Source organism: Paenibacillus sp. VTT E-133291, from assembly GCF_002264395.1.
Taxonomy (GTDB): Bacteria; Bacillota; Bacilli; order Paenibacillales; family Paenibacillaceae; genus Paenibacillus_AQ; species Paenibacillus_AQ nitricinens.
The window spans coordinates 66,611-86,340 of record NZ_NFVA01000015.1 but is presented as its reverse complement, the minus strand read 5'-3'; the positions used below and the strand labels follow the sequence as shown (position 1 = coordinate 86,340).

Sequence of the window (19,730 nt, the reverse complement as noted above, 5' to 3'; positions counted from 1 at the left end):
TGAGGAATAGTTGTACGAAATGCAATTAGCAGATGCGTGCGTGCAGGCAATTGATATCCTTCGAGTATCCTTCGAGTAACCATCGAGGATGGATGTTAGTCACGTCGTGCTTAAATGCGTGCTAGCAATGACACGAAAAAAGAATGCTTCTATTGCATGATCTGCAATAGAAGCATCTTCGAAGCCGAAGCCCAGCGTCTCACATTGACACTGGGCTGGCTAGATAAAGCTATTGATATTTAACTACAATCGCGTTGCTAATCTGACGCCCAGGGGTCGTGAGATATTTGCCATTGTAGTATAGTCCGCTGGATGCGCCGCCATCCAGATTCATGGCTTGATACGCACCAGCCTGCTTCATCATTTCTGCCAGCTGTGGGATAGTAGCTCCGCCAGTGGTCAGCAGAATCAGCTTGTGGTCGCGAGTGAGGCCAAGTGCGCTGCGGGCGCCGCCGCCGGTTAAGATCTTGGCATCCTTGAAGCCTTCTGCCACGACATTAAGGGATACCTTGCCATTCACAAGCAGACGTGGCCCAGCTTGGAGTGCTCCTTCCATAGATCCGGAAGCGAAACGGTCTGTAAACTCTAGCCCGGGAATAAGCGAGGCTAGATGGTTGCTGTCATAGGTGAAAATTGTGCGGCGATCGCCGGAGCTATTTTTGAGCATTTTTCCACCACTGACCATATAACCGTAAGGCGCTTTGTATGCCCCTTTGGTGTAGGCATCAAAGAACGTACCGTTAATAGCTACTACGGCATTATTGCGTTTGGCTAGACTGCTTAGTTCCTCCACTTTTCCTACCGTATTTCCTGCTAGTACAACGTCGAGCTTCACTTTAGGATGCAGTAAGGAAACGGTAACCGTTTGGGCTTTGAAGGATTTGCTACCCACCTTGAAAGTTTTACTAGCACTGACAACAGGGGAGGAATCTGCTTTAAGAAGTGAGCCAGACTGTACAGGGACAGTCGATGAAACATCGTTATTCGTAAGGGTTACAGATGAGGCTTCCAGATTCCATTCCAATTGAATGCCCAGCGTTTTGCTGACCAAGGACAAAGGGATATATACCGTACCATTCTCACTAAAAGCGGAGTCGGTTAGTGTTACTGATTTGTCGTTGACGAGCGCAACCGCTTGTCCTACAGTGAGTATAATCTTAGTGTCTGCGTTCGTAATGGTTATACGTTTGTCACTAGTATTCATTTCAGCATGTACGCCGGTGAAATTATTTAAGAGACGCAGTGGGATGTACGAGTGGTTATTTTTGGTTACATACACGGTGTTTTTCGGAACCGCAGCAGCTCCAACAGTGGAGGAACTAAATGTGTAAACCGGAAATAAACATAGAAGGAATGCAAGAAAGAACGGAAACAATAACTTTTTCATATTAACCAAAATCTCCTTATCCTGTAGCTGATGTAAAAAGCAATAAAGGTTTATTATACCTCAAGTTCTAAAACATGGATAACCCTTATTTTTCAAATACTCAAGGGAAGATTCTGATAGAATGTAGATACGATTAAAGAATAGTACTAGAAATCAACAACTAAAGGGAGATCTTTATGACTACAGTAGGTTTAATTCGCCATGGAAGTACAGCGTGGAATAAGGAAGGTAGAGTACAAGGACATACAGATAACTCATTGGATGCAGAAGGCTTTCAGCAGGCAGCGCTTATTGCCGAACGACTTAGCGGTGAACAGTGGGACTACATATATTCAAGTGACTTGCTCAGAGCACAGCAAACGGCAGAGGTTATCGCAAAGCGACTAGGTATTGAGTTAGCAGGTATAGTACCGGGCATTCGAGAGATGTATGCAGGGCTAATTGAAGGTACTACGCAACAAGAGCGGATAGAACGATGGGGACCCGATTGGAAGACGTTAGAGTTGGGATTAGAAACTCCGGAGGCCAGCGAGATCAGAGGCAGCCAGGCCATCGAAGAGCTTGCGGAGAAACATCCGGGTTGTAATATCTTGATCGTTAGCCACGGAGTAATTTTGCGTAGCATTCTTAGAAGACTGATTCCAGAACTAGACGGTACAGTATTACTGAAAAATACGTCCATCACCCGGATCACCAAATCGGGTACTTCTTGGCATTGCGATCTGTACAATTGTGCAGAGCATTTAGAAATCTAACGAAGTGTTCAGATAATGTTCAGAGCATTTTAATATAGTGATTGTCCAGCAATCTAATCATTTTTGTAGTAAAAGGATGTGCGAATTTAAGGTGGCAGAGGTTCAGATTTACTTACAAACGTTATTATCCCTTCTCATCGCAGCCGCGGCCGGTTATTTAGTACTAAGGCTTTACCGGGATATTTCTTCTAAAACGCCTCAAAAAAGAGCGATTCATACCGGTCTTTTCGTTATAATAATCATCATTGGACTATGGAGCATGCATCAGTTAGGCGTAAAAACCTTATTGGGAAATGAAGTGGCCGATGATGGAATTATCATATCACTGGTGGTCTATAGTCTTACGATAGCCCTATTTATGTTTTTGATTACACGAATGAACCTAGTATGGGCTGAAAGAGAGCAATTGAAAGAACTGGCGTATAAGGATGCTTTAACAGGGTTATTGAATAAGAATGGAATGGATCATTTTTGGGATCGGTGCAAGGTAAATGAGCAGCTTGCCGTTTTGTTTCTGGATCTGAATCGCTTTAAATCGATCAATGATAGCTTGGGGCATCATGTGGGGGATTTACTGCTGGAAGAAGTGGGTAAAAATTTAATTCAATTCTCCAGCAAAAGAAAACGTCATATCTTCCGCGTGGGCGGTGATGAATTTGTGATTGTCGCTAAAGGCAGCAACCAGAAGGAAGCAGAGCAGCTTGCTGTGCGAATTCTGGAGAAGACGACTAAGAGTTACCAGCTAGGTGAGCATAACCTGTTCGTATCTATGAGTATAGGGATCAGCATAAGTCATGGTAAGGTGGATCATTTCAGGCTGCTTAATGAAGCAGACACAGCGATGTACGCCGCCAAACAGCTCGGTACAGGGCGTTACTCCGTCTATAAGAATTAGAAGAAGTGGATGTAAAATAAAAACGGCAGCCATAGACCTTGTACATCGTCCATGGCTGCCGCTATTGTTATTGGAAAGGCGAATGAATGCTGTTCGTCACATCCTTACGGCCTTTCATGAGGAACAAGCAGACAAGAGCAACGGCCATACTAATCGCCGCTACGTAAAACAGGATAGAGTAATCAAAAATATCAATCATGAGCCCCAGTAGTGGAGGCGAACTGATGGCGGCAAGGGAAGAGACCAGATAATACATCCCTGTTCGTGTGCCGATACTCTCTTCGGTTCCTGTTGCCACAACATAAGGATAGGAATTGATATTAATACAAGCCCAGAAGACTCCACCTAGCAACAGTAACCCTCGAAGGAGCATCAAGTCCTTTGCAAAACCGACGAGAGCAAAAATGGTCATTAATCCGCATACGCCGATGATGATCATTTTTTTCTTCCCGAATCTTCCGCCCAGCCAACCGCTCGGAATGGCGAACAGCACAAAAGCCAAAGAGAAGAAAGTGAGCGAGAAAGAGGCCGCCTGTTCGCTTAGGCCGAGATGATGTTTGCCATATAAGGTAAACAGCGTCTCAACGCCTTGATACGCTACGAACCAGAAGAAAATCGCCGCTAGCAAAAATACTGTGGTACGGTCAAGCTGACTTCGAAAGGAAATACGAGAGGGCTTGGTGGCAGCATTGTCTTCTGAGGGAAGCTTCATTTGCACGTTTACGCCGTCCCGATTTTCTTTAATGAAGCGTGACACGATAAACATACATAATAAGGTAATCAGTCCAGCGACGATAAACGGAAGTGCTGGATTGGATTTATACAGGATCGAACCTACGCCGAAAGCGAGAATAGAACCGAACCCACCCATGAAATTAATCAGCCCGTTGGCCTTTGTGCGCTGCTCTTCTGGCGTAATGTCCGGCATGAGGGCGACGGTTGGTGAACGGTATAAGCTCATGGCCAGATTCATTAGCATCATAAACAACAGAAGTGTAAATAGTCCGGTATGAAACGGAATCAGCATGGTTAGCACGGCAGCGAAAGGCATACCGATCATAAGATAAGGCATTCTGCGTCCAAAACGCGAGGTCGTGCGGTCACTACGGTTGCCAATCCAAGGCTGCAGGAATAAGGCAAAGTAATTATCAATCGTCATCAAGAAGCTGATAAGCGCCACACTATGTACGTATTTTTCTAGAAAAAAGGGTACAAATGCATTATACAGACTCCACGTAATGCTGATGCTGAAAAAGCCGAATCCGAGCAACCAGACTTTTTTCACATGTTCACACTCCCTTATTATTTAGCTAGAAGCCCAGCCAGCACATCTGGATGATCTGTAATAATACCTGACACTCCAGCTTCGATTAAAGCCTTCATCCGCTCTGGATCATTAACAGTCCAAGGATGATAAGCAATGCCATGCTTAGCTGCTTCTTCGACGAATTCAGGAAGTACTGCTTGATGATACGCATGCAGCGCATTTGCGCCAAGCGTAGCTGCATAATCCCAAGGACGATACAGACCTTCCCCGTATAGAATTCCTGTCCTGATCTCAGGTGCAATTGTTTTACTGTGAGCTAGTGAATAATGGTTGAAGCTTGAAAAAATCACGCGATCACTCATCTTGAACTCCCGTACAGCCGCGATAACCTTTTCCTCCATACCCGGGTAAAAGAAAGTACCATTCTTAAACTCGATGTTCAGTACTGTATCTCGTCCTTGCAGCAGATCTAATAAATCTTCTAGCAAGGGGAGCTTCTCGCCTTTGAACTCGGGACTGAACCAAGAGCCTGCGTCCACTTCCAAAATTTCTGCAAGGGTCTTATCTTTTACATAGCCTGTTCCGTTTGTCGTACGGTTCAGGGTTTCATCATGAATAAGAACGAGCCCGCCATCCTTGGTCATTTGTACATCGGTTTCAATTCCGGTTGCACCTAACTCAAGACCTTTGCGGAACGCTGCCATAGTATTTTCCGGACACACTGCCGATGCGCCGCGATGCGCAAAATTAATAATGTTCTTCATCAGCTATTCATCCCTCCAACATAGTGTTTGCTGTCGCCCTGTAGACGAGGGCTACTTTTCATATTCCACATAGAGTAAAGAAACCCTGTTTAGAAATGCTGGCAGGGCTCTATTTCTTGAAATTTAACATGCAGTTTACCTTACAGCAATTCTCGCTTCAATGATTCATAGCCCATAAGGAATTCGTTCCAGCAGACCTGATCCATAGATGTCTTGCAGCTTCAGCTCTGGCATATGGATATAACCGATATAACAGTCGCACACCTTCATTCGGCAGCTTCTTATAGCGGACAGACCTTCCAAGCCATCGCGATAGAGGTTGCCAATGACACCTCTGTCCTTATAACAGCGTTTCACCAGTCCAGCACCTTGTACATAAAAGACTTCTTTTCCTGCATTGCAGGTCTGCCCCAGACTCTCGTAATCCATAGCATTCACAGCAAAATGTGGATCAATCTGGCTCAGAATGGAAAGATCCTCGGCTGTATAGTAATCTGGTTTATCTTTATAAGCATTGACCCATAGATATACGCTCTCTGGTAATGCTGCGCGAAGCGAGGTTATAGCTGGAAAGGCACTGCGAATCCCAACGCTTCCTACACTGAAAGGTACATCATTCTCGTACAAAGCCATACATTGCGTTAGAAACTTATCCTCGCTCACCTGTCCGGGGTGGTAAGTAGCCCAAAAGGCAGCTTTGCTTCGATTCAGCTGATGAACGAAATCAAGATTTGCTGATAGGTTAGTCTGAATCGCTACCTTTTCCACATGTTCCATATTGGAGAGTGAAATCATCGCTTCTTTATACCAGCGGTGAATCAGCCCTTCGCCATAAGGATTGAAAAAGATAGATAGCCTGTGGCCAGCTGCACCCTGCAGAGAGGCCCACTCGACAAAAGTTTCCAGCCCTTGCCGATCCTTGGCGAGAGTGGCTGCATTGTCCTTATTTTTGCCGAAAGGACAGTAGGGGCAGTCATAATTGCAAGAGGTGAGAGATCCGCGGTAATAGAGAACGGTATTCATGGTAATACGAACCTTTCCATTTGCTCCCGAATCTCTCCTGAAATAAACCAATCCCCAATCGAATCAGAGTAGCCCATGCCTTCGGTAGTGAGGCGCAGTACGCCATCTATTTCCATTCCCAAGCCAGTTTGAAGCAGGTTCGACAGCTCAGGATAATCATCCCAGAGCGAATTTTTGAAGCGCAGGCTGTAGTCTTCTATCCTCAGACCTTCACTATGTAAAATTGCCTTCAGAATAAAGCGGCGCTTCTGTTCCTCTAGACTTAGCACAATGCCGTAATCAGCCGTATCGTAACGATCCGCTGCGACGTAATCAGCAATAATGCTTTCGGTTGCTTTACGGCTCACCCCGTAACGAGAAGCGTAATGCACATGGCGCGTGTAGGATCTTGCCCCGCAGCCCAATCCAACCATCCCTTCTTCTTGGCAACTATAATCGATAATAGGTTTGTCTGTTCCCGCGCTTTCTTTGGCGAATCGACGCATGGAATATTGGCGATAACCTCTAGCTTTAAGCAACTGTCCAGCAACTTTGTAGCAATCTAGGCGAATATCCTCCTGACGCTGGATATCGTCAGGCTTCACAATCGTATGCTCACGGGTGTAGAGCGGATAAATAAAGATTTCCTCTGGCTCATAGCTAAGCGCCTGATTTAGTGAATACAGCCAAGAATCTACGGTCTGCCCCGGAAGACCATAGATCAGATCCAAATTTAGAATAGGAAAATCATATTTCCCCAGCAGCTCCAGTGCCCGGTACACCACATCCGGGTTTTGGGGGCGATAGATGGCTGCTGATTCAGCAGCGACGAAGCTCTGGATGCCCATACTAACCCGATCTACTGTATATTCTTTCAGAATATTTAGCTTTTCTTCGCTAAGAGTCTCGGGGGAAGTTTCCACCGAGATGGAGGCTGTACGCGTATCCAGTCCCATCGTATCAACGGCAATGTGGAACAAACGGCGAAGCTGATCTGCCGCCAGCAATGTAGGCGTTCCACCACCAATCGCGAAGCGGGCATACGGCTTATGATCGGTAAATACTGCCCACTGCTTGGCTTGACGTTCTAGCGCGTCCACGTAAGTAGCGTGAACATTCGCGCGTTTATCAGGCAGGGTGAATAGGTTGCAGAATCCACAGCGAGCGCCGCAAAAAGGAATATGCATATATAAAAAAAAGGATTCTGCAGGCTCATCTCGCCATAAGGCTTCTAGTGGAAGCGGAGGCTGTAGATCACTGTAAGCTGTTTTGTGTGGATAGGAATACAGATAAGATCGGTAAGGGTAAGCCGTAATTTGGTCTTTCCATTTGTGAAGTTCTTCTAAAGAGAAGGACGATAACGTCATACAGTGCTCCATCCTTTCCTTTTCCTTGTTATAGAATAAATTCGCGGTAGGGGACATTCCATACGGTTTCGTGAGCTAGGCGATGCCCCTGATAGCCATCCTCGCCAAAGGCGGTCCCATGATCGGAAAACGCCAAACAGAAGGTAGGATTACCGCGTTCCCGGTAAGCGTCGAATAATCGGCCCAGTTCACCATCCACATATCGTAGTGCGGCGCGCTGGCTGTCTACGGAGTCTTTTTTAGCACCAGGTATAAAATAGTGGTTTGGCCCGTGGATGGCAGAGACATTAAGGAACATGAACAATCTTTGTTGGCCCGGAGTATCCTTCAACAGCTTCAAGGCATGATTCACCTGATGCTCTGTGGAACGCGGATTGGTGACCCCGAACGTCATCCGCCAGTAGCTTTGCTGGAAATAACTTGGTAACACACGAGCGAGTGGATTTTTTTTGGTGAAAAAAATAACGCCCCCTATACATACTGTGCGATAGCCCTCAGCAGCAAGCCCAGACACAATATCCGGTGTATCGAATAGCCAGGTATGGGGATGTGTCTTCATCCCGGTATTTCTGGAATGGAACATGCGGATATGCTCGCTCTTATCCGTTGTGGCCGGCGTAGGCAAGAAGCCGCCGAAGAAGGCGTGATGAGCCGCATAAGTAAAGCTGCCTGGGGTATGTCTTCTCTCCCATGATCCGGTCCCGCACAAGTTGGGACAGTTCGCTTCTTCCATTACAGCAGCATCATAACGAAGCGTATCGAGTGTGATCATAAGAATATCATGCGTGCCGACGATGGTGTTCATATCCATTAAGATAAACCTTCCTTTATAAGCGGTGTGGAGGGAGGCGTGATATAGTCTCTAGCCGACAATACCTTCATTTCCCATTCGTAGGTGCTGCATCCGCGGTATTTCACATCGTAGAGCAAATCGCCAAATGGATTGACATCCGCGACAAAACACTGCTGAGAACCCCCGGATACCAGTACATCTATTCCGGCTACCCCGGAACGGGGAAAAGCAGCCAGTGCTTGCAGGGCGGTATTCCGCACCTGCTCCTGTACGGATTCAGACAGACCAGCTTCCGAAAGAGACATCCGCTGGTTGCGTAAATGCAGATTCGTAATCGGAGTAGGACTGACCCGAGCAACCGCGTGGCAGGCCTCGCGGAGAACGACTAGCTGGCGAATATCAAATGCTTTTCCCTTAAGCCCCGCTTTAGGGATCCATTGCTCAGCATAACCCCCGTGCTGGTAGATCCAGTTCATAATTCCCGAGATCGTGACAGTATCTGTGTACCGTCGCAGTTTACCGGAATTATAGTAAATGGGTGGTCGAGTGATGTAATTCTCGACCCCCACAGTTGTTAAGGCGATTTCGGCACCGGTCACGGGATGGATTTGATAGGCGACCACCCCAGAAGCCGCAGAGCCGAAGGCCAGCTTAATGAATACCCGGTGCATTCGCCGGGATAACATCATCTCCCGGAGAGAGGTATAATCCGTAGGCTGTTGATCCTCGCCTACTGGGCGAGGGACTGGAATTCCTGCCTCACTTAGAATCTGTTGTGTCTGGCGTTTATCGGTCATGGCGGCAATGTCAGCAGGATCATTTAACCATAGCGAACCTGGATATGCGATTGTCGCCTCACGTTGTAGTCTAGCCAGCATTCGGCAGTAGCCGCGGAACCATTGGGATGGATGATGCAGAACCCCCTGCCTTTCCTTCAATTGACGAGCCACCTTCACACGGAGTGGTCGCGGGTCAGGTCTATCGGCGTAGGGATGAAGCGAATCGTCCATATCATCCGAATCTGGTGCACCTAGAGCGATTAAGGCTCGTTCTACCTCAAAGCTGCTTCCAGGTGATTCCAGTCTCAGCAGCGGGGGAGCTGTACTAAGATCTATTCCGTTATAAATGGAGGGCTGACTGGATATCTGCTTCTTCTGCTCTTCCATAAGATCACCTAATGATCTACCTTGCAGAAACTCAGTGTACGATAAAATAAGGGCAGGGGGCATTCCGAGATCGGAACGCGCTTGCTGGATGCCGCTAGTCCGTTTATCACCGGGAATACCGATAATGATCATCGGCCTCATGAGAGGCTCACTCTGTGATGGAAGGATAACGCCAGTCTTCCTCATCGTCGCTTTCCTGCTTGTCGCTGACATCAACAGGCAATCCACTCTGTTTCCAGCGGTTAATCATCTCGTCAGACATATAATGATGGCTTAGGTTTAATGCTTTTAATTTTTTGATTCTGTCGCTGGCTAGAAGCAATTCAGCCCCTTCGTCGCTTAGGGTACCGAGCGAAAGATCGAGCGTATCCAGTTGATCCATAATAGGAGCATTTGCTAATGCACCTGCGATCTCATCTTGGATTTGGCTATTTTTTAATCCTAGATAAGTAAGCTTAGGGAACTTCCCTACTTCTATAAGAGGGAGAAGATCTGCGAGGTTGCCGTCAAATCCGTAATTGTCTACACCCAGATATAGCTCCAGCTTGCGTAAATTCGGTAATTGGCTAGTTGCAATATGTTCAAGAACGGCTTTACTTAAGCCCCCACTGATAATAATCAGTTCTTCTAGCTTGTCGTGTTTGAGTTCTGCCAGGCTCAGCTCGTTCCCACCTTGAATCGTGAGTGATTGTAGCTCTGGAAAAGCGGGTAACAGTGGCGAAAGATCGCTTTGGGTAATCCAAGAAATCTCACATTCTTCATACCCCATCTCGCCTATGAAAAGCTTACGCAAAGCAGGGAAACTAGCACTATGCGTAACGAGTGCCTCTACAACCTCTTCTGAACTATTCTCGTAGGCTTGCCCCCAATCACCGATGATTAGACTTGTCAACGAAGAACTTTCAGGGCTGCTGCTAAGCTTCTCAATTTCTGTGCCAATTCTTTGGCCTTCTTCGAATTCGTCGTATCCGATACTGAGCTTTACTTCCGTCATGGGCATTCCCTCCCGGAAAAATTTAACTTCGAAAATACCCTATCATCTGTAGCCAAGGGAGTCAAATCACAGGTTTAAATAATTATAGTCAAATTGGTCATGTCATTGACCTAAGAATGTATGGTAGGTTTATGCTAGGGAGAGTTACATTATTTTGAAATATAAGGACGCCGAAGGCGATTATACTTGAAGGAGCTGCTCTAATGAAGATCAAACTTCAGGAATGGATAATAGAAGCGGATATTGCAAAGCTGCAAGCGGCTATGGAAGAAGGAGTAGTCAGCTCAGAGGATTTGGTAGCAGTATATTTGGAACGGATTCATAAGTACGATATAGACATAAACGCAATCTTAGAAATCAATCCTGAGGCTATAGAGATTGCCAGAGCACTGGATGTTGAACGTAAGGAACAAGGAAGCCGGGGAAGTCTACACGGTATTCCTATATTGTTGAAGGATAATATAGATACAGCGGATAAGATGCATACGAGTGCTGGCTCCGTAGCTTTAGCAGGATCATTTGCGGCACAAGATTCCTTCGTAGCTGCGAAGCTTCGGTCGGCAGGGGCTGTTTTACTTGGAAAGGCGAATATGTCGGAGTGGTCTAATTTTATGTCCAGTTCAATGCCAGCTGGATATAGCTCACGTGGAGGGCTTGTGCTGAATCCATATGGACCTGGGAACGTATTTGTCAGCGGATCTAGTTCTGGACCTGCGGCAGCGATTGCGGCGAATTTGGCAGCAGCATCGATCGGAACAGAAACCGCGGGATCGATTGTTGGGCCAGCCAGCCAACATGCGCTCGTCGGGATCAAACCAACGGCCGGATTAGTCAGTCGTGCTGGAGTGATTCCGATTTCGATTAGCCAAGACACCCCTGGGCCTATAACAAGAACGGTGACGGATGCAGCGATTATTTTGGGGGCATTAACGGGCGTAGATGACAAGGATGAAGCAACATTTTTAAGTGAGAAGCATGCTTTTACGGACTATACTCCATATTTAGATAAAAGCTTTATACGGAAAGCAAGAATAGGCATCCCACGGCATTATTACAAGCATTTAGATGCAGAGCGACTTTCGTTGATGGAAGCAGCGATCCAGACTTTGAAGAACGAAGGCGCTACAATTATAGATCCAGTTACGCTTTACGTTGAACAACAAAACTGGAATAATGATGTGATCTGTTATGAATTTAAAAAGGGGCTTAATGCCTACTTATCCCAAGTAGATGATTCTGTTCCGATTCACTCTTTGCAAGAATTGATAGCATACAATGAAAGCCATGCTGAAATCGCATTACAATATGGGCAAGACACATTAACTAGGTCAGAAGAAATAACATTGACTGAAGAGGAATACCAGCAAAAGAAACAAGAATACAGGAAATTAGCGCTTGAGCAAGGAATAGACTACGTGTTGGAACAATATAGTTTGGATGCGTTATTGCTGCCTGGTGATGTAGATGGGATGTATATTGCCGCACGTTTGGGCTATCCGTTAGTTGCCGTTCCAGCTGGATTTGTTGCTCATGGCATTATTGATGCCGACGGTGATCCTACTAGAGGCCCTTTTGGTGTAGTTTTTTCTGGAAAAGCCTATAGTGAGCCTACGCTCCTATCCATAGCCTACGGATTTGAACAAGCTACACAGCATCGTATTCCACCTCAACTGGAATAGGTATTGACTACTTTATTATAGAAGGAAGAGATCAGCTTGAAATATTGCCTAGAGTGCGGAACTGCGTTAGTAATGAAAGAAAACGATGGGGAAGGGCAGGTACCTTATTGTAAAACATGCGAAATGTTCCGATTCCCTATTTTTAGCACAGCGATCAGTACAGCAGTATTAAACCGAGAGATGAATAAGATTCTATTAATCCAGCAGTATAACCGACCAGATTATATATTGCTTGCAGGATACGTGAATAAAGGTGAAGATGCAGAGACGACACTTATTCGTGAGGTAAAAGAAGAGGTAGGTTTTTACATTATAGCCTATGAATATATGCGCAGTTTGTATTTCGCGCCTTCTAATACGCTGATGCTGAATTTTATAGGTGTTGCAGATTCGGAGGATTTAAGTCAGATGAGTGCTGAGGTGGATCATGCAGAGTGGTTTGCTTTGGAAGAGGCCGCGGAAGCCATTAAAAAAAGCAGTCTAGCCGAAACCTTCCTATTGGCGATTATTGAGAAATTGAATGCAGGGCGGGTACAGGTGAATCCAGTAGCGGTAGGAGGATCGGTGTAAGATGCGAGTATATCGTTTTTCAGAAGAAGTCGGTAAGTCTATTGATGCATTTGGCAGCCAGCAGCTTTATATGTCGAGGATACTGACAGAGGCGGTTTCTCCACATGTTGGTTGTATGCACTTGGGCGTGAATGGACTTATTGGCTGGCATCAGGCTCCGATACCACAGCTGTTTCTGGTCGTTAGCGGAGAAGGCTGGGTCAGAGCTGGGGAAGAAGCAGAAATTCCAGTTAGTGCGGGCTCTGCCGTGTATTGGGACAAGGGCGAGTGGCATGAGACACGCACGGAGACAGGACTAACAGCGATAGTGATAGAAGCTGAGAATATGAGTTTGGCGATGCCGTTGGTGTGAGAGATACTAGAGCGGAGGGAAAACAATGTTCAATCAAGAGAAAAGAACAATGACGACCGAAAGATTGATTTTGAGACCTTTTGAATCATCTGATGCAAAACGTGTCTCTGACCTCTGCAATAATTATAATATCTACAAAAGTACGTTGACTCTTCCTTATCCATATTCCTTGGATTGTGCGATATCCTGGATTGAAACGCATGAAGATCATTTTAACGATAATAAATCCTATGAGTTTGCCATTACGGATAAAAATACACACGAGCTTTATGGAGCTATAGGACTGACAAATAAGCAAGCACACAGAAATGGTGAAGTTGGATATTGGATCGGTGAGGAATATTGGGGGAAAGGGTACGCGACTGAAGCAACAAAAGCGGTCATTGCGTTTGCTTTTTCAGAAAAGCATTATCATAAAGTATTCGCAAGACACTTTGCTTCAAATCCCGCCTCTGGGAAGGTGATGCAAAAATGTGGCATGGTGGAGGAAGGCATATTCATGCAGCATATCTATAAAGAAAATAAATATGATGACCTTATTCATTATGGAATTATTAACACAGAAGGCTAATCTACATAAGGTGGGAAGTTCTTACAAGCAAATAAATAAGTAAAAAGGAGCCTCTCGGCTCCTTTTTGTAGTTTCACCATTGATCTTTGCTGACAGATCGGAAGGATTGTATTATTTAAGCTTATATACACGAGCTTCATAAGGACGAAGCTGAATCGTGTTTATTTCTTCTTCTGCATTTACTTTGTAGTTGGCAATGAGCAGTTCCTTCGCTTGGAATTTCACAGTAGAAGGAAGCTCGAAGGTTGCAGGCTCTCCAAAGAAATTCAATACAACCAGTAGCTGTTCTTCTCCAAGAGTACGCAGATAAGCATATACCTGCTCATGCTCCTCAGCCAAGATGGTATAACTTCCGTATACGATAATCTCATGCTGCTTACGCAGCTCAATTAGCTTCTTATAGTAGTAAAAAATAGAATCAGGATCAGCCAGCGCATTCTCCACATTAATGTCCTTGTAGTTAGGGTTCACAGTCAGCCACGGAGTGCCGGTGGTGAATCCTGCTTGTGGCTCGGAGTTCCATTGCATCGGTGTACGGCCATTGTCCCGGCCTTTGATGTAAATGGAATTCATGATTTTTTCTTCCGAGTGTCCAGCAGCTAAGTATTCCTTATACATATTTAGAATTTCAATATCTTTGTAGTCGTCGATGGAAGCAAACTGTACATTCGTCATCCCGATTTCTTCACCTTGATAGATATAAGGTGTACCTTGGAGCGTGTGAAGCAGTGTTGCTAACATTTTGCCAGACTCTTTCGGGAACAGCTTATCGTCCCCAAAGCGGGATAACATACGCGGCTGATCGTGGTTGTTCATATACAAGCTGTTCCAACCCTTACCATCCAGTGCGACTTGCCACTTGGAAATAATGGACTTGATGTCCGCCAGCTTCCAAGGCTGTACATTCCATTTGCCTCCAGGCCCGGAATCGACGTCCATAAGCTCAAAATGGAATACCATGTTCAGCTCGTTACGATCCTCGGAAACATACAGTGAAGCTTCTTCTGGAGTGACATTAACAGCTTCGCCTACGGTCATGATATCGTACTTGGATAGCACCTCACGATTCATTTCCTGCATATATTCATGTACGCGTGGACCGTTAACGAAATAGTCTCCTCCGAAATGGTACGTAGGCTGGTCCGCGTTATTTTCCCCAGCAACGCTAGGCAATTCCGGAACTTTGGAAATCAGGTTGATCACGTCCATGCGGAATCCGTCAATTCCTTTATCCAGCCACCAGGTCATCATATCGTAGATTTCCTGGCGGAGTTTTGGGTTCTCCCAATTAAGGTCCGGTTGTTTTCTAGAGAAGAGATGGAGATAATATTCTTCCGACTTCTCATCGTATTCCCAAGCCGACCCACTGAAGAAGGAGCCCCAGTCGTTCGGCGGCTGTCCATCTTTACCAGGACGCCAGATATAATAATCACGATAAGGATTATCCTGTGATTTACGGGATTCCACGAACCAGGCATGTTCATCTGAGGAATGGTTAACCACGAGATCCATAATCAGCTTCATGCCACGGCTGTGAAGTCCAGATAGCAGTTCTTCCCAATCGGAGAGTGTTCCGAAGTCATCCATAATACTTTGATAATTACTGATATCATAACCGTTATCGTCATTAGGCGACTGGTATACTGGGCACAGCCATACCACGTCAACACCAAGATGATTTAAATAATCGAGTTTCGAAATAATTCCTTGCAGATCACCAATGCCATCCCCGTTGCTGTCTTTAAAGCTGCGGGGGTAGATTTGATACACTACGCTTTCTTTCCACCATTTCTTTTCCAAGGTTATAATCTCCTATCTCTGTATAGATCTAGCTGTTTTATTTAATGGACCCTGATGTTAGTCCGCTGATAATCCATTTTTGCGCGAACAAGTAGACGATGAGCATCGGGGTTAATGCGAGCAGATATGAAGCAAATGCTAAGTTGAAATCTGTACTGAACTGCCCCTGGAACACATATTGTACCAGCGGTAGCGTGTAAGAATCCTGATCGCCGAGCAGAACCAGTGGTAGCATAAAGTCATTCCAAGTCGATAGACAAGACAGGATACCGATCGTTGCACTGACAGGAGCAAGGAGTGGGAAAATAATCTTCCAGAATGTTCCGAATGTCGATGCACCGTCTACTGTGGCCGCTTCTTCCAGTTCGTACGGAATGGAACGGATATAACCGGTGTATACAAATACGTTAAAGGCCAGACCATAAACAACGTAAAGAATAATAATTCCCACAATGTTGTTCATGTGCAGGTCCGTAGTCACTTTGACTACAGGCAGCATGATAATTTGGAAAGGAATAAACATTGCGCTAATAAAATAGAAGTAAAGCACTTTGAAAAATCTTCGCTTCATATTACGTGCAATAGCATAGGCTACCATGGAGTTGGTAAGTAATATGAACACGACTGTTGTAATGGTAATTATGGTACTATTTCCTAAGGCGTTGAAGAAATTCGTTGCCTTAATGGCATTGGAGAAGTTCTCAAAATGCAGGCCAGTTGGCAGCGAGAAGATAGATTGAGCCATTTCCTCGGGATTCTTGAGTGCGATGGCAATGGTCATGTACAGCGGAAACAGGATCAGTATTGAGCCTAGGGCGATAAGAATCGTTACAGGCCAGTTGGTTGATTTTTTGATCATAAGTCCATCTCCCGTTTCTGCAGAAATTTAAGCTGAAGGGCGGAGATAACGACAATCACGATAAAATAAATCACGGCGTTCGCCGATTGATAGGCAAATTCTCCGCCTTGGAAGCCGCCGGTGTAGATTAAGTGGGCAATGGATTGCGTTGAACGACCTGGACCCCCGCCTGTCAAGGCAACGATTTGGTCGAATACCATTAGACCGCCCTTCATCGCGAGCACCATATTGATGGTGAAGAAGGAAGCAAGCATTGGAAACGTAATGCTCCAGAATTCTCTCCAGCGGCTAGCGCCGTCCAGATTGGAAGCTTCGTAAAGATCATGAGGAATGGTTTGAAGACCCGCCAGATAGAGAATCGTGTTATAAGCAATCCCCTGCCAAACGGCTACAATGACGATACCGATCCAAGCCCAGTCGGAGTTACCGAGAATGTTCTGTGATAGGAATTCGCTGCCGAGTTTCGCACCCCAAATAGGGAATACATTAGCGAACAAGTAGTTAAAAATAAAACCAACAATCAATACGCTGAGGATATTCGGCAAGAAATATACGCCACGGAAAAAGTTTTTAGCTTTAATTTTGGCGTTAAGTCCAAGCGCAATCAACAAGCTGATGATATTGATAAGAATAGTGGTTAGAATGGCATATTTAAAAGTGAACACATATGAATTCAACACATTTTCATCTTGAAAAATGTTAATGAAGTTCTTAAATCCTACGTAATCAAAGCTGTCACTAAAGCCGTCCCAGTTCGTGAACGAATAATATATACCCTGGATTGCAGGAAAGGTATGGAAGGCAAAGAAAAGAAGTAATGCCGGTATAGTCATCAGATAAAAGGCGACTCGGCGTTTGGCCATCATGTAATCCTCCTCATTGTAAAAGCGAAAGAGAAGAGGGGAAGCCCCGTTCTCTTTCGCGGTTCATGTTTGTCTGATCAGTTTATTTCCGGTTAGCTACTTTATCCCATTCCTTATCAAGCTGTTCTAGGTAAGCTTTAATGTCTTTCTTTTGCAAGAAGGATTGGTTGATGGTATCCACTTTCATCGCACTTGGGATGTAGTGGTCAGCAAAGTCAGCCAAGTTGCCAGCGGTAAACGCTTCTTTGAAGCCATCCATCGTTGGATCATCTTGTGTTACACCTTGTACAGCTGGGAATGCTTTTTGCTCATTGATGTATAGGCTAACATTCTCAGGTTGAAGCAGGAAGTCTACGAATTTCTTTGCTTCTTCTTTATGTTTAGTGTTCTTGGAAATCGTCAGCAACGTATCTACGCCAGAAATGACTTTGTTATCGGCAGCATCATTTGTTGCTGGGAATGGGAATACGCCAAGTTCAATGGATGGATTGGCTTTCACGATTTCTGGGATCGCCCATACGCCTTGCAGGTACATTGCTGATTCACCTTTAGCGAATGCTGTGTTTCCGTCATTGTAACCTTTACCAAAGATATCTTTTTGTCCGTATTCCGTCAGCTTAAGCAGCTTTTCAGCAACCTCGTTAAAGCTGTCTGCGAAGGTTACAGTGCCTGCCGCACGCTCCTTGAAGAAATCATTCCCTTTAATGATCGTGGAGAGGGAGTTGAACGGCGTAAGTGTTGTCCATGAATCCTTCAGTGTCAGGTAAAAAGCATTTTTACCGCTGTCCTTGAACTTTTGAGCGACAGCCATGAACTCATCCCAAGTAGTTGGAACAGTAACACCGGCTTCAGCAAACATCGCTTTATTGTAAATGACACCACTTGCGTTTGAAGAGAATGGAAGACCATTCAGTTCGTCCGAACCCGTCAAGTCTTTCAGCATTTGAAGATATGCTGGCTGGATATTCTCAGCGAGTGGATCGCCTGTGAAATCTTCAAAAAGACCGCTGCCAGATAACGTCTTGTAGGTGTCAGTTGCTCCAATCCCTACCACGTCAGGAATATCTTTCTTCGCTGCACGAGTTTTCAATACCGTTTCAGCATCTGGCGGGTTAACCTGTGTGACAACAATATTTGGATTGGCTTCATTGAATTTCGCAACCAGCTTGTCGAAGGTGGCTTTGGCTTCGGTTTTATTTTGGAAAAACTCGACTTTTACCTTGTCACCGGAGGAGGCATTTCCACCACTATTTGCGCTGTTGTCAGCCGCATTGCTACCACAGGCACTAAGTACGGACATTGCCAGTACGCTAACCACTACGGGTTTGATTGTTTTTTTCATGATTAAATCCTCCTAATAATTTGTTGGTATTATGAACATGTAAGAGATTAAACATGTACGTAAATGAAAACTAATTGATATTCTGCTACTTATAGGCGGCAGATATGCATTACCAATAGAGAGAGTAAACGTTTACGTAAAAGGGGTAAAAAGACTCAGGTAAGTGATCTTACCGTTTGTCTTTCCACGATTAAGTGATCGACAATTTTGCTATCCACAGTCTCGCCTGTTTCAATCATCTGAATAAGCTTCTCCACGGCGATCTTACCAATATCGTACAGTGGTTGACGCACTGTAGTTAACGGAGGAATAATCATTTTCGCCATTCCAAGATCGTCATAACCCATAATGGATATATCGTCGGGAACACTTAAACCATATTTGATGACCGTGGAAAGAGCACCAATCGCCATTTCATCACTAGCGGCAAAGACGGCAGTGACATCAGGGGCTTGCTCCAAGAGAGCTTCCATTGCAATGCTCCCGCTTTCATACAGGAAGTCTCCAAAGGTGAGATATCGGCTGTCGAAAGGAATTCCACTTGCTTCAAGCGCTTTACGATATCCCTCAGCTCTGGGTGCACCAGCGATAGCATCGCTTGGATTTCCGCTGATCATGGCAATTTTGCTGTGACCTTTGGAAATTAAGTAGAGGGTAGCATCATAAGCAGCCTGGTAATCGTCTACTTTCACGTAAGGTACACTGGCAAATTCCGTTTGGGAGGAAACCAACACAACTGGGATTTTCATGGTTTCTAGCACATCGTAATACTCTTTCTTCAAGACCTCACTAGAGTAAATAATGCCATCAACCTGCTTCTCCCTTAAGAGTTGTAAGTACTTTAATGTTCGTTTACCATCCTGGTCGGTATTACAGACCATTACACTGTAATTGCGGTCATTGGCCAATTCCTCAATGCCTTTAAGCAGATCAGAGGAGAACGCTCCAGAAACACTTGGGAACATTACACCAATGGTCTGGGTACGCTTATTGATTAGGCCACGAGCAATTGCGTTAGGTTGATACCCGAGTTCTTTGATAGCTTCATTTACCTTTTGTTTCGTCTTGTCGGAGTACCCACTTAAATTGTTTAGCACGCGAGAGACTGTTGCAATGGAAACGTTCGCTTTTTGTGCAACATCTTTAATGGTTGGGTTCATTCATACGTGCTCCTTAGATTACGGTTAGCCTTAGATTAAACGTTTACGCTTTGAAAATCAAATTCCTTGAAAAGATTTACGTAAACGCTTACCCTGAATATAAATCCTGGCAGGTATGCTTGTCAACTCCACTTAAAAAATATG

Annotated in this window: 19 protein-coding genes; 6 read left to right on the top strand and 13 right to left on the bottom strand. The window is 45.1% G+C overall.

What is annotated here, in order from left to right:
* Nucleotides 1-229 precede the first annotated feature (229 nt).
* A complete protein-coding gene (locus tag CA598_RS09380; RefSeq protein WP_094876355.1) occupies nt 230-1,387 on the bottom strand; it encodes a phosphodiester glycosidase family protein in 1,158 nt (385 codons plus the stop codon).
* A 176-nt stretch (nt 1,388-1,563) separates the two neighbouring features.
* On the opposite strand from CA598_RS09380, the gene CA598_RS09375 reads away from it, so the two are divergent.
* Both CA598_RS09375 and CA598_RS09370 read left to right on the top strand, forming a co-directional pair.
* Entirely contained in the window at nt 1,564-2,142 is a 579-nt protein-coding gene (locus CA598_RS09375; protein WP_094876354.1) for a histidine phosphatase family protein, read from the top strand.
* Between the two features lie 91 nt (nt 2,143-2,233).
* The gene (locus CA598_RS09370; protein WP_179281683.1) at nt 2,234-3,037 is read left to right on the top strand and encodes a GGDEF domain-containing protein; all 804 of its coding nucleotides are present in this window, start codon (nt 2,234-2,236) and stop codon (nt 3,035-3,037) included.
* A 67-nt stretch (nt 3,038-3,104) separates the two neighbouring features.
* Here CA598_RS09370 and CA598_RS09365 read toward each other — a convergent pair whose 3' ends face one another.
* The 7 genes from CA598_RS09365 to CA598_RS09335 form a co-directional block, all read right to left on the bottom strand.
* A complete protein-coding gene (locus CA598_RS09365; protein WP_094872477.1) occupies nt 3,105-4,322 on the bottom strand; it encodes an SLC45 family MFS transporter in 1,218 nt (405 codons plus the stop codon).
* Between the two features lie 17 nt (nt 4,323-4,339).
* Nucleotides 4,340-5,068 (bottom strand): glycerophosphodiester phosphodiesterase, encoded by a 729-nt coding sequence (locus CA598_RS09360; protein ID WP_094876353.1) that lies wholly within the window; start codon nt 5,066-5,068, stop codon nt 4,340-4,342.
* 165 nt (nt 5,069-5,233) lie between these two features.
* Nucleotides 5,234-6,091 carry an STM4011 family radical SAM protein gene (locus CA598_RS09355; protein WP_094876352.1) on the bottom strand — a complete coding sequence of 286 codons (858 nt, stop codon included), beginning with the start codon at nt 6,089-6,091 and terminating at the stop codon, nt 5,234-5,236.
* Entirely contained in the window at nt 6,088-7,437 is a 1,350-nt protein-coding gene (locus CA598_RS09350) for an STM4012 family radical SAM protein (protein WP_256990434.1), read from the bottom strand. The genes CA598_RS09355 and CA598_RS09350 overlap by 4 nt, the downstream gene beginning before the upstream one ends.
* 28 nt (nt 7,438-7,465) lie before the next feature.
* Complete coding sequence (locus CA598_RS09345; protein ID WP_094876350.1) at nt 7,466-8,248, bottom strand: STM4013/SEN3800 family hydrolase; 783 nt, start codon at nt 8,246-8,248, stop codon at nt 7,466-7,468.
* Entirely contained in the window at nt 8,248-9,582 is a 1,335-nt protein-coding gene (locus tag CA598_RS09340) for an STM4014 family protein (protein WP_256990433.1), read from the bottom strand. The genes CA598_RS09345 and CA598_RS09340 overlap by 1 nt, the downstream gene beginning before the upstream one ends.
* Entirely contained in the window at nt 9,545-10,390 is an 846-nt protein-coding gene (locus CA598_RS09335) for an STM4015 family protein (protein WP_094876348.1), read from the bottom strand. The genes CA598_RS09340 and CA598_RS09335 overlap by 38 nt, the downstream gene beginning before the upstream one ends.
* 203 nt (nt 10,391-10,593) lie before the next feature.
* On the opposite strand from CA598_RS09335, the gene CA598_RS09330 reads away from it, so the two are divergent.
* From CA598_RS09330 to CA598_RS09315, 4 genes are read left to right on the top strand one after another with little or no spacing between them, the layout of a single operon-like run.
* Nucleotides 10,594-12,069 carry an amidase family protein gene (locus CA598_RS09330; RefSeq protein WP_094876347.1) on the top strand — a complete coding sequence of 492 codons (1,476 nt, stop codon included), beginning with the start codon at nt 10,594-10,596 and terminating at the stop codon, nt 12,067-12,069.
* Between the two features lie 36 nt (nt 12,070-12,105).
* Nucleotides 12,106-12,639, top strand: coding sequence for an NAD(+) diphosphatase (locus CA598_RS09325; RefSeq protein WP_094876346.1), 534 nt, complete (start codon nt 12,106-12,108; stop codon nt 12,637-12,639).
* A gap of 1 nt (nt 12,640) precedes the next feature.
* Nucleotides 12,641-12,991 (top strand): cupin domain-containing protein, encoded by a 351-nt coding sequence (locus CA598_RS09320; RefSeq protein ID WP_094876345.1) that lies wholly within the window; start codon nt 12,641-12,643, stop codon nt 12,989-12,991.
* Between the two features lie 25 nt (nt 12,992-13,016).
* Nucleotides 13,017-13,562 (top strand): GNAT family N-acetyltransferase, encoded by a 546-nt coding sequence (locus tag CA598_RS09315; RefSeq protein ID WP_094876344.1) that lies wholly within the window; start codon nt 13,017-13,019, stop codon nt 13,560-13,562.
* Nucleotides 13,563-13,673: 111 nt separating this feature from the next.
* Here the strand turns inward: CA598_RS09315 and CA598_RS09310 are convergent, their stop codons facing one another.
* The 5 genes from CA598_RS09310 to CA598_RS09290 all read right to left on the bottom strand — a co-directional run bounded on the left by CA598_RS09310 (nt 13,674) and on the right by CA598_RS09290 (nt 19,586).
* Entirely contained in the window at nt 13,674-15,362 is a 1,689-nt protein-coding gene (locus CA598_RS09310; protein WP_094876343.1) for a glycoside hydrolase family 13 protein, read from the bottom strand.
* Between the two features lie 37 nt (nt 15,363-15,399).
* Nucleotides 15,400-16,221: a carbohydrate ABC transporter permease gene (locus tag CA598_RS09305; RefSeq protein ID WP_179281684.1), complete on the bottom strand. Its 822-nt coding sequence runs from the start codon at nt 16,219-16,221 to the stop codon at nt 15,400-15,402.
* Nucleotides 16,218-17,084: a carbohydrate ABC transporter permease gene (locus CA598_RS09300; RefSeq protein ID WP_036680400.1), complete on the bottom strand. Its 867-nt coding sequence runs from the start codon at nt 17,082-17,084 to the stop codon at nt 16,218-16,220. The genes CA598_RS09305 and CA598_RS09300 overlap by 4 nt, the downstream gene beginning before the upstream one ends.
* A gap of 82 nt (nt 17,085-17,166) precedes the next feature.
* A complete protein-coding gene (locus CA598_RS09295; RefSeq protein ID WP_094872497.1) occupies nt 17,167-18,426 on the bottom strand; it encodes an ABC transporter substrate-binding protein in 1,260 nt (419 codons plus the stop codon).
* Nucleotides 18,427-18,581: 155 nt separating this feature from the next.
* Nucleotides 18,582-19,586, bottom strand: a complete 1,005-nt coding sequence (locus tag CA598_RS09290; protein WP_076284001.1) for a LacI family DNA-binding transcriptional regulator — start codon at nt 19,584-19,586, stop codon at nt 18,582-18,584.
* Between the last annotated feature and the right edge of the window lie 144 nt (nt 19,587-19,730).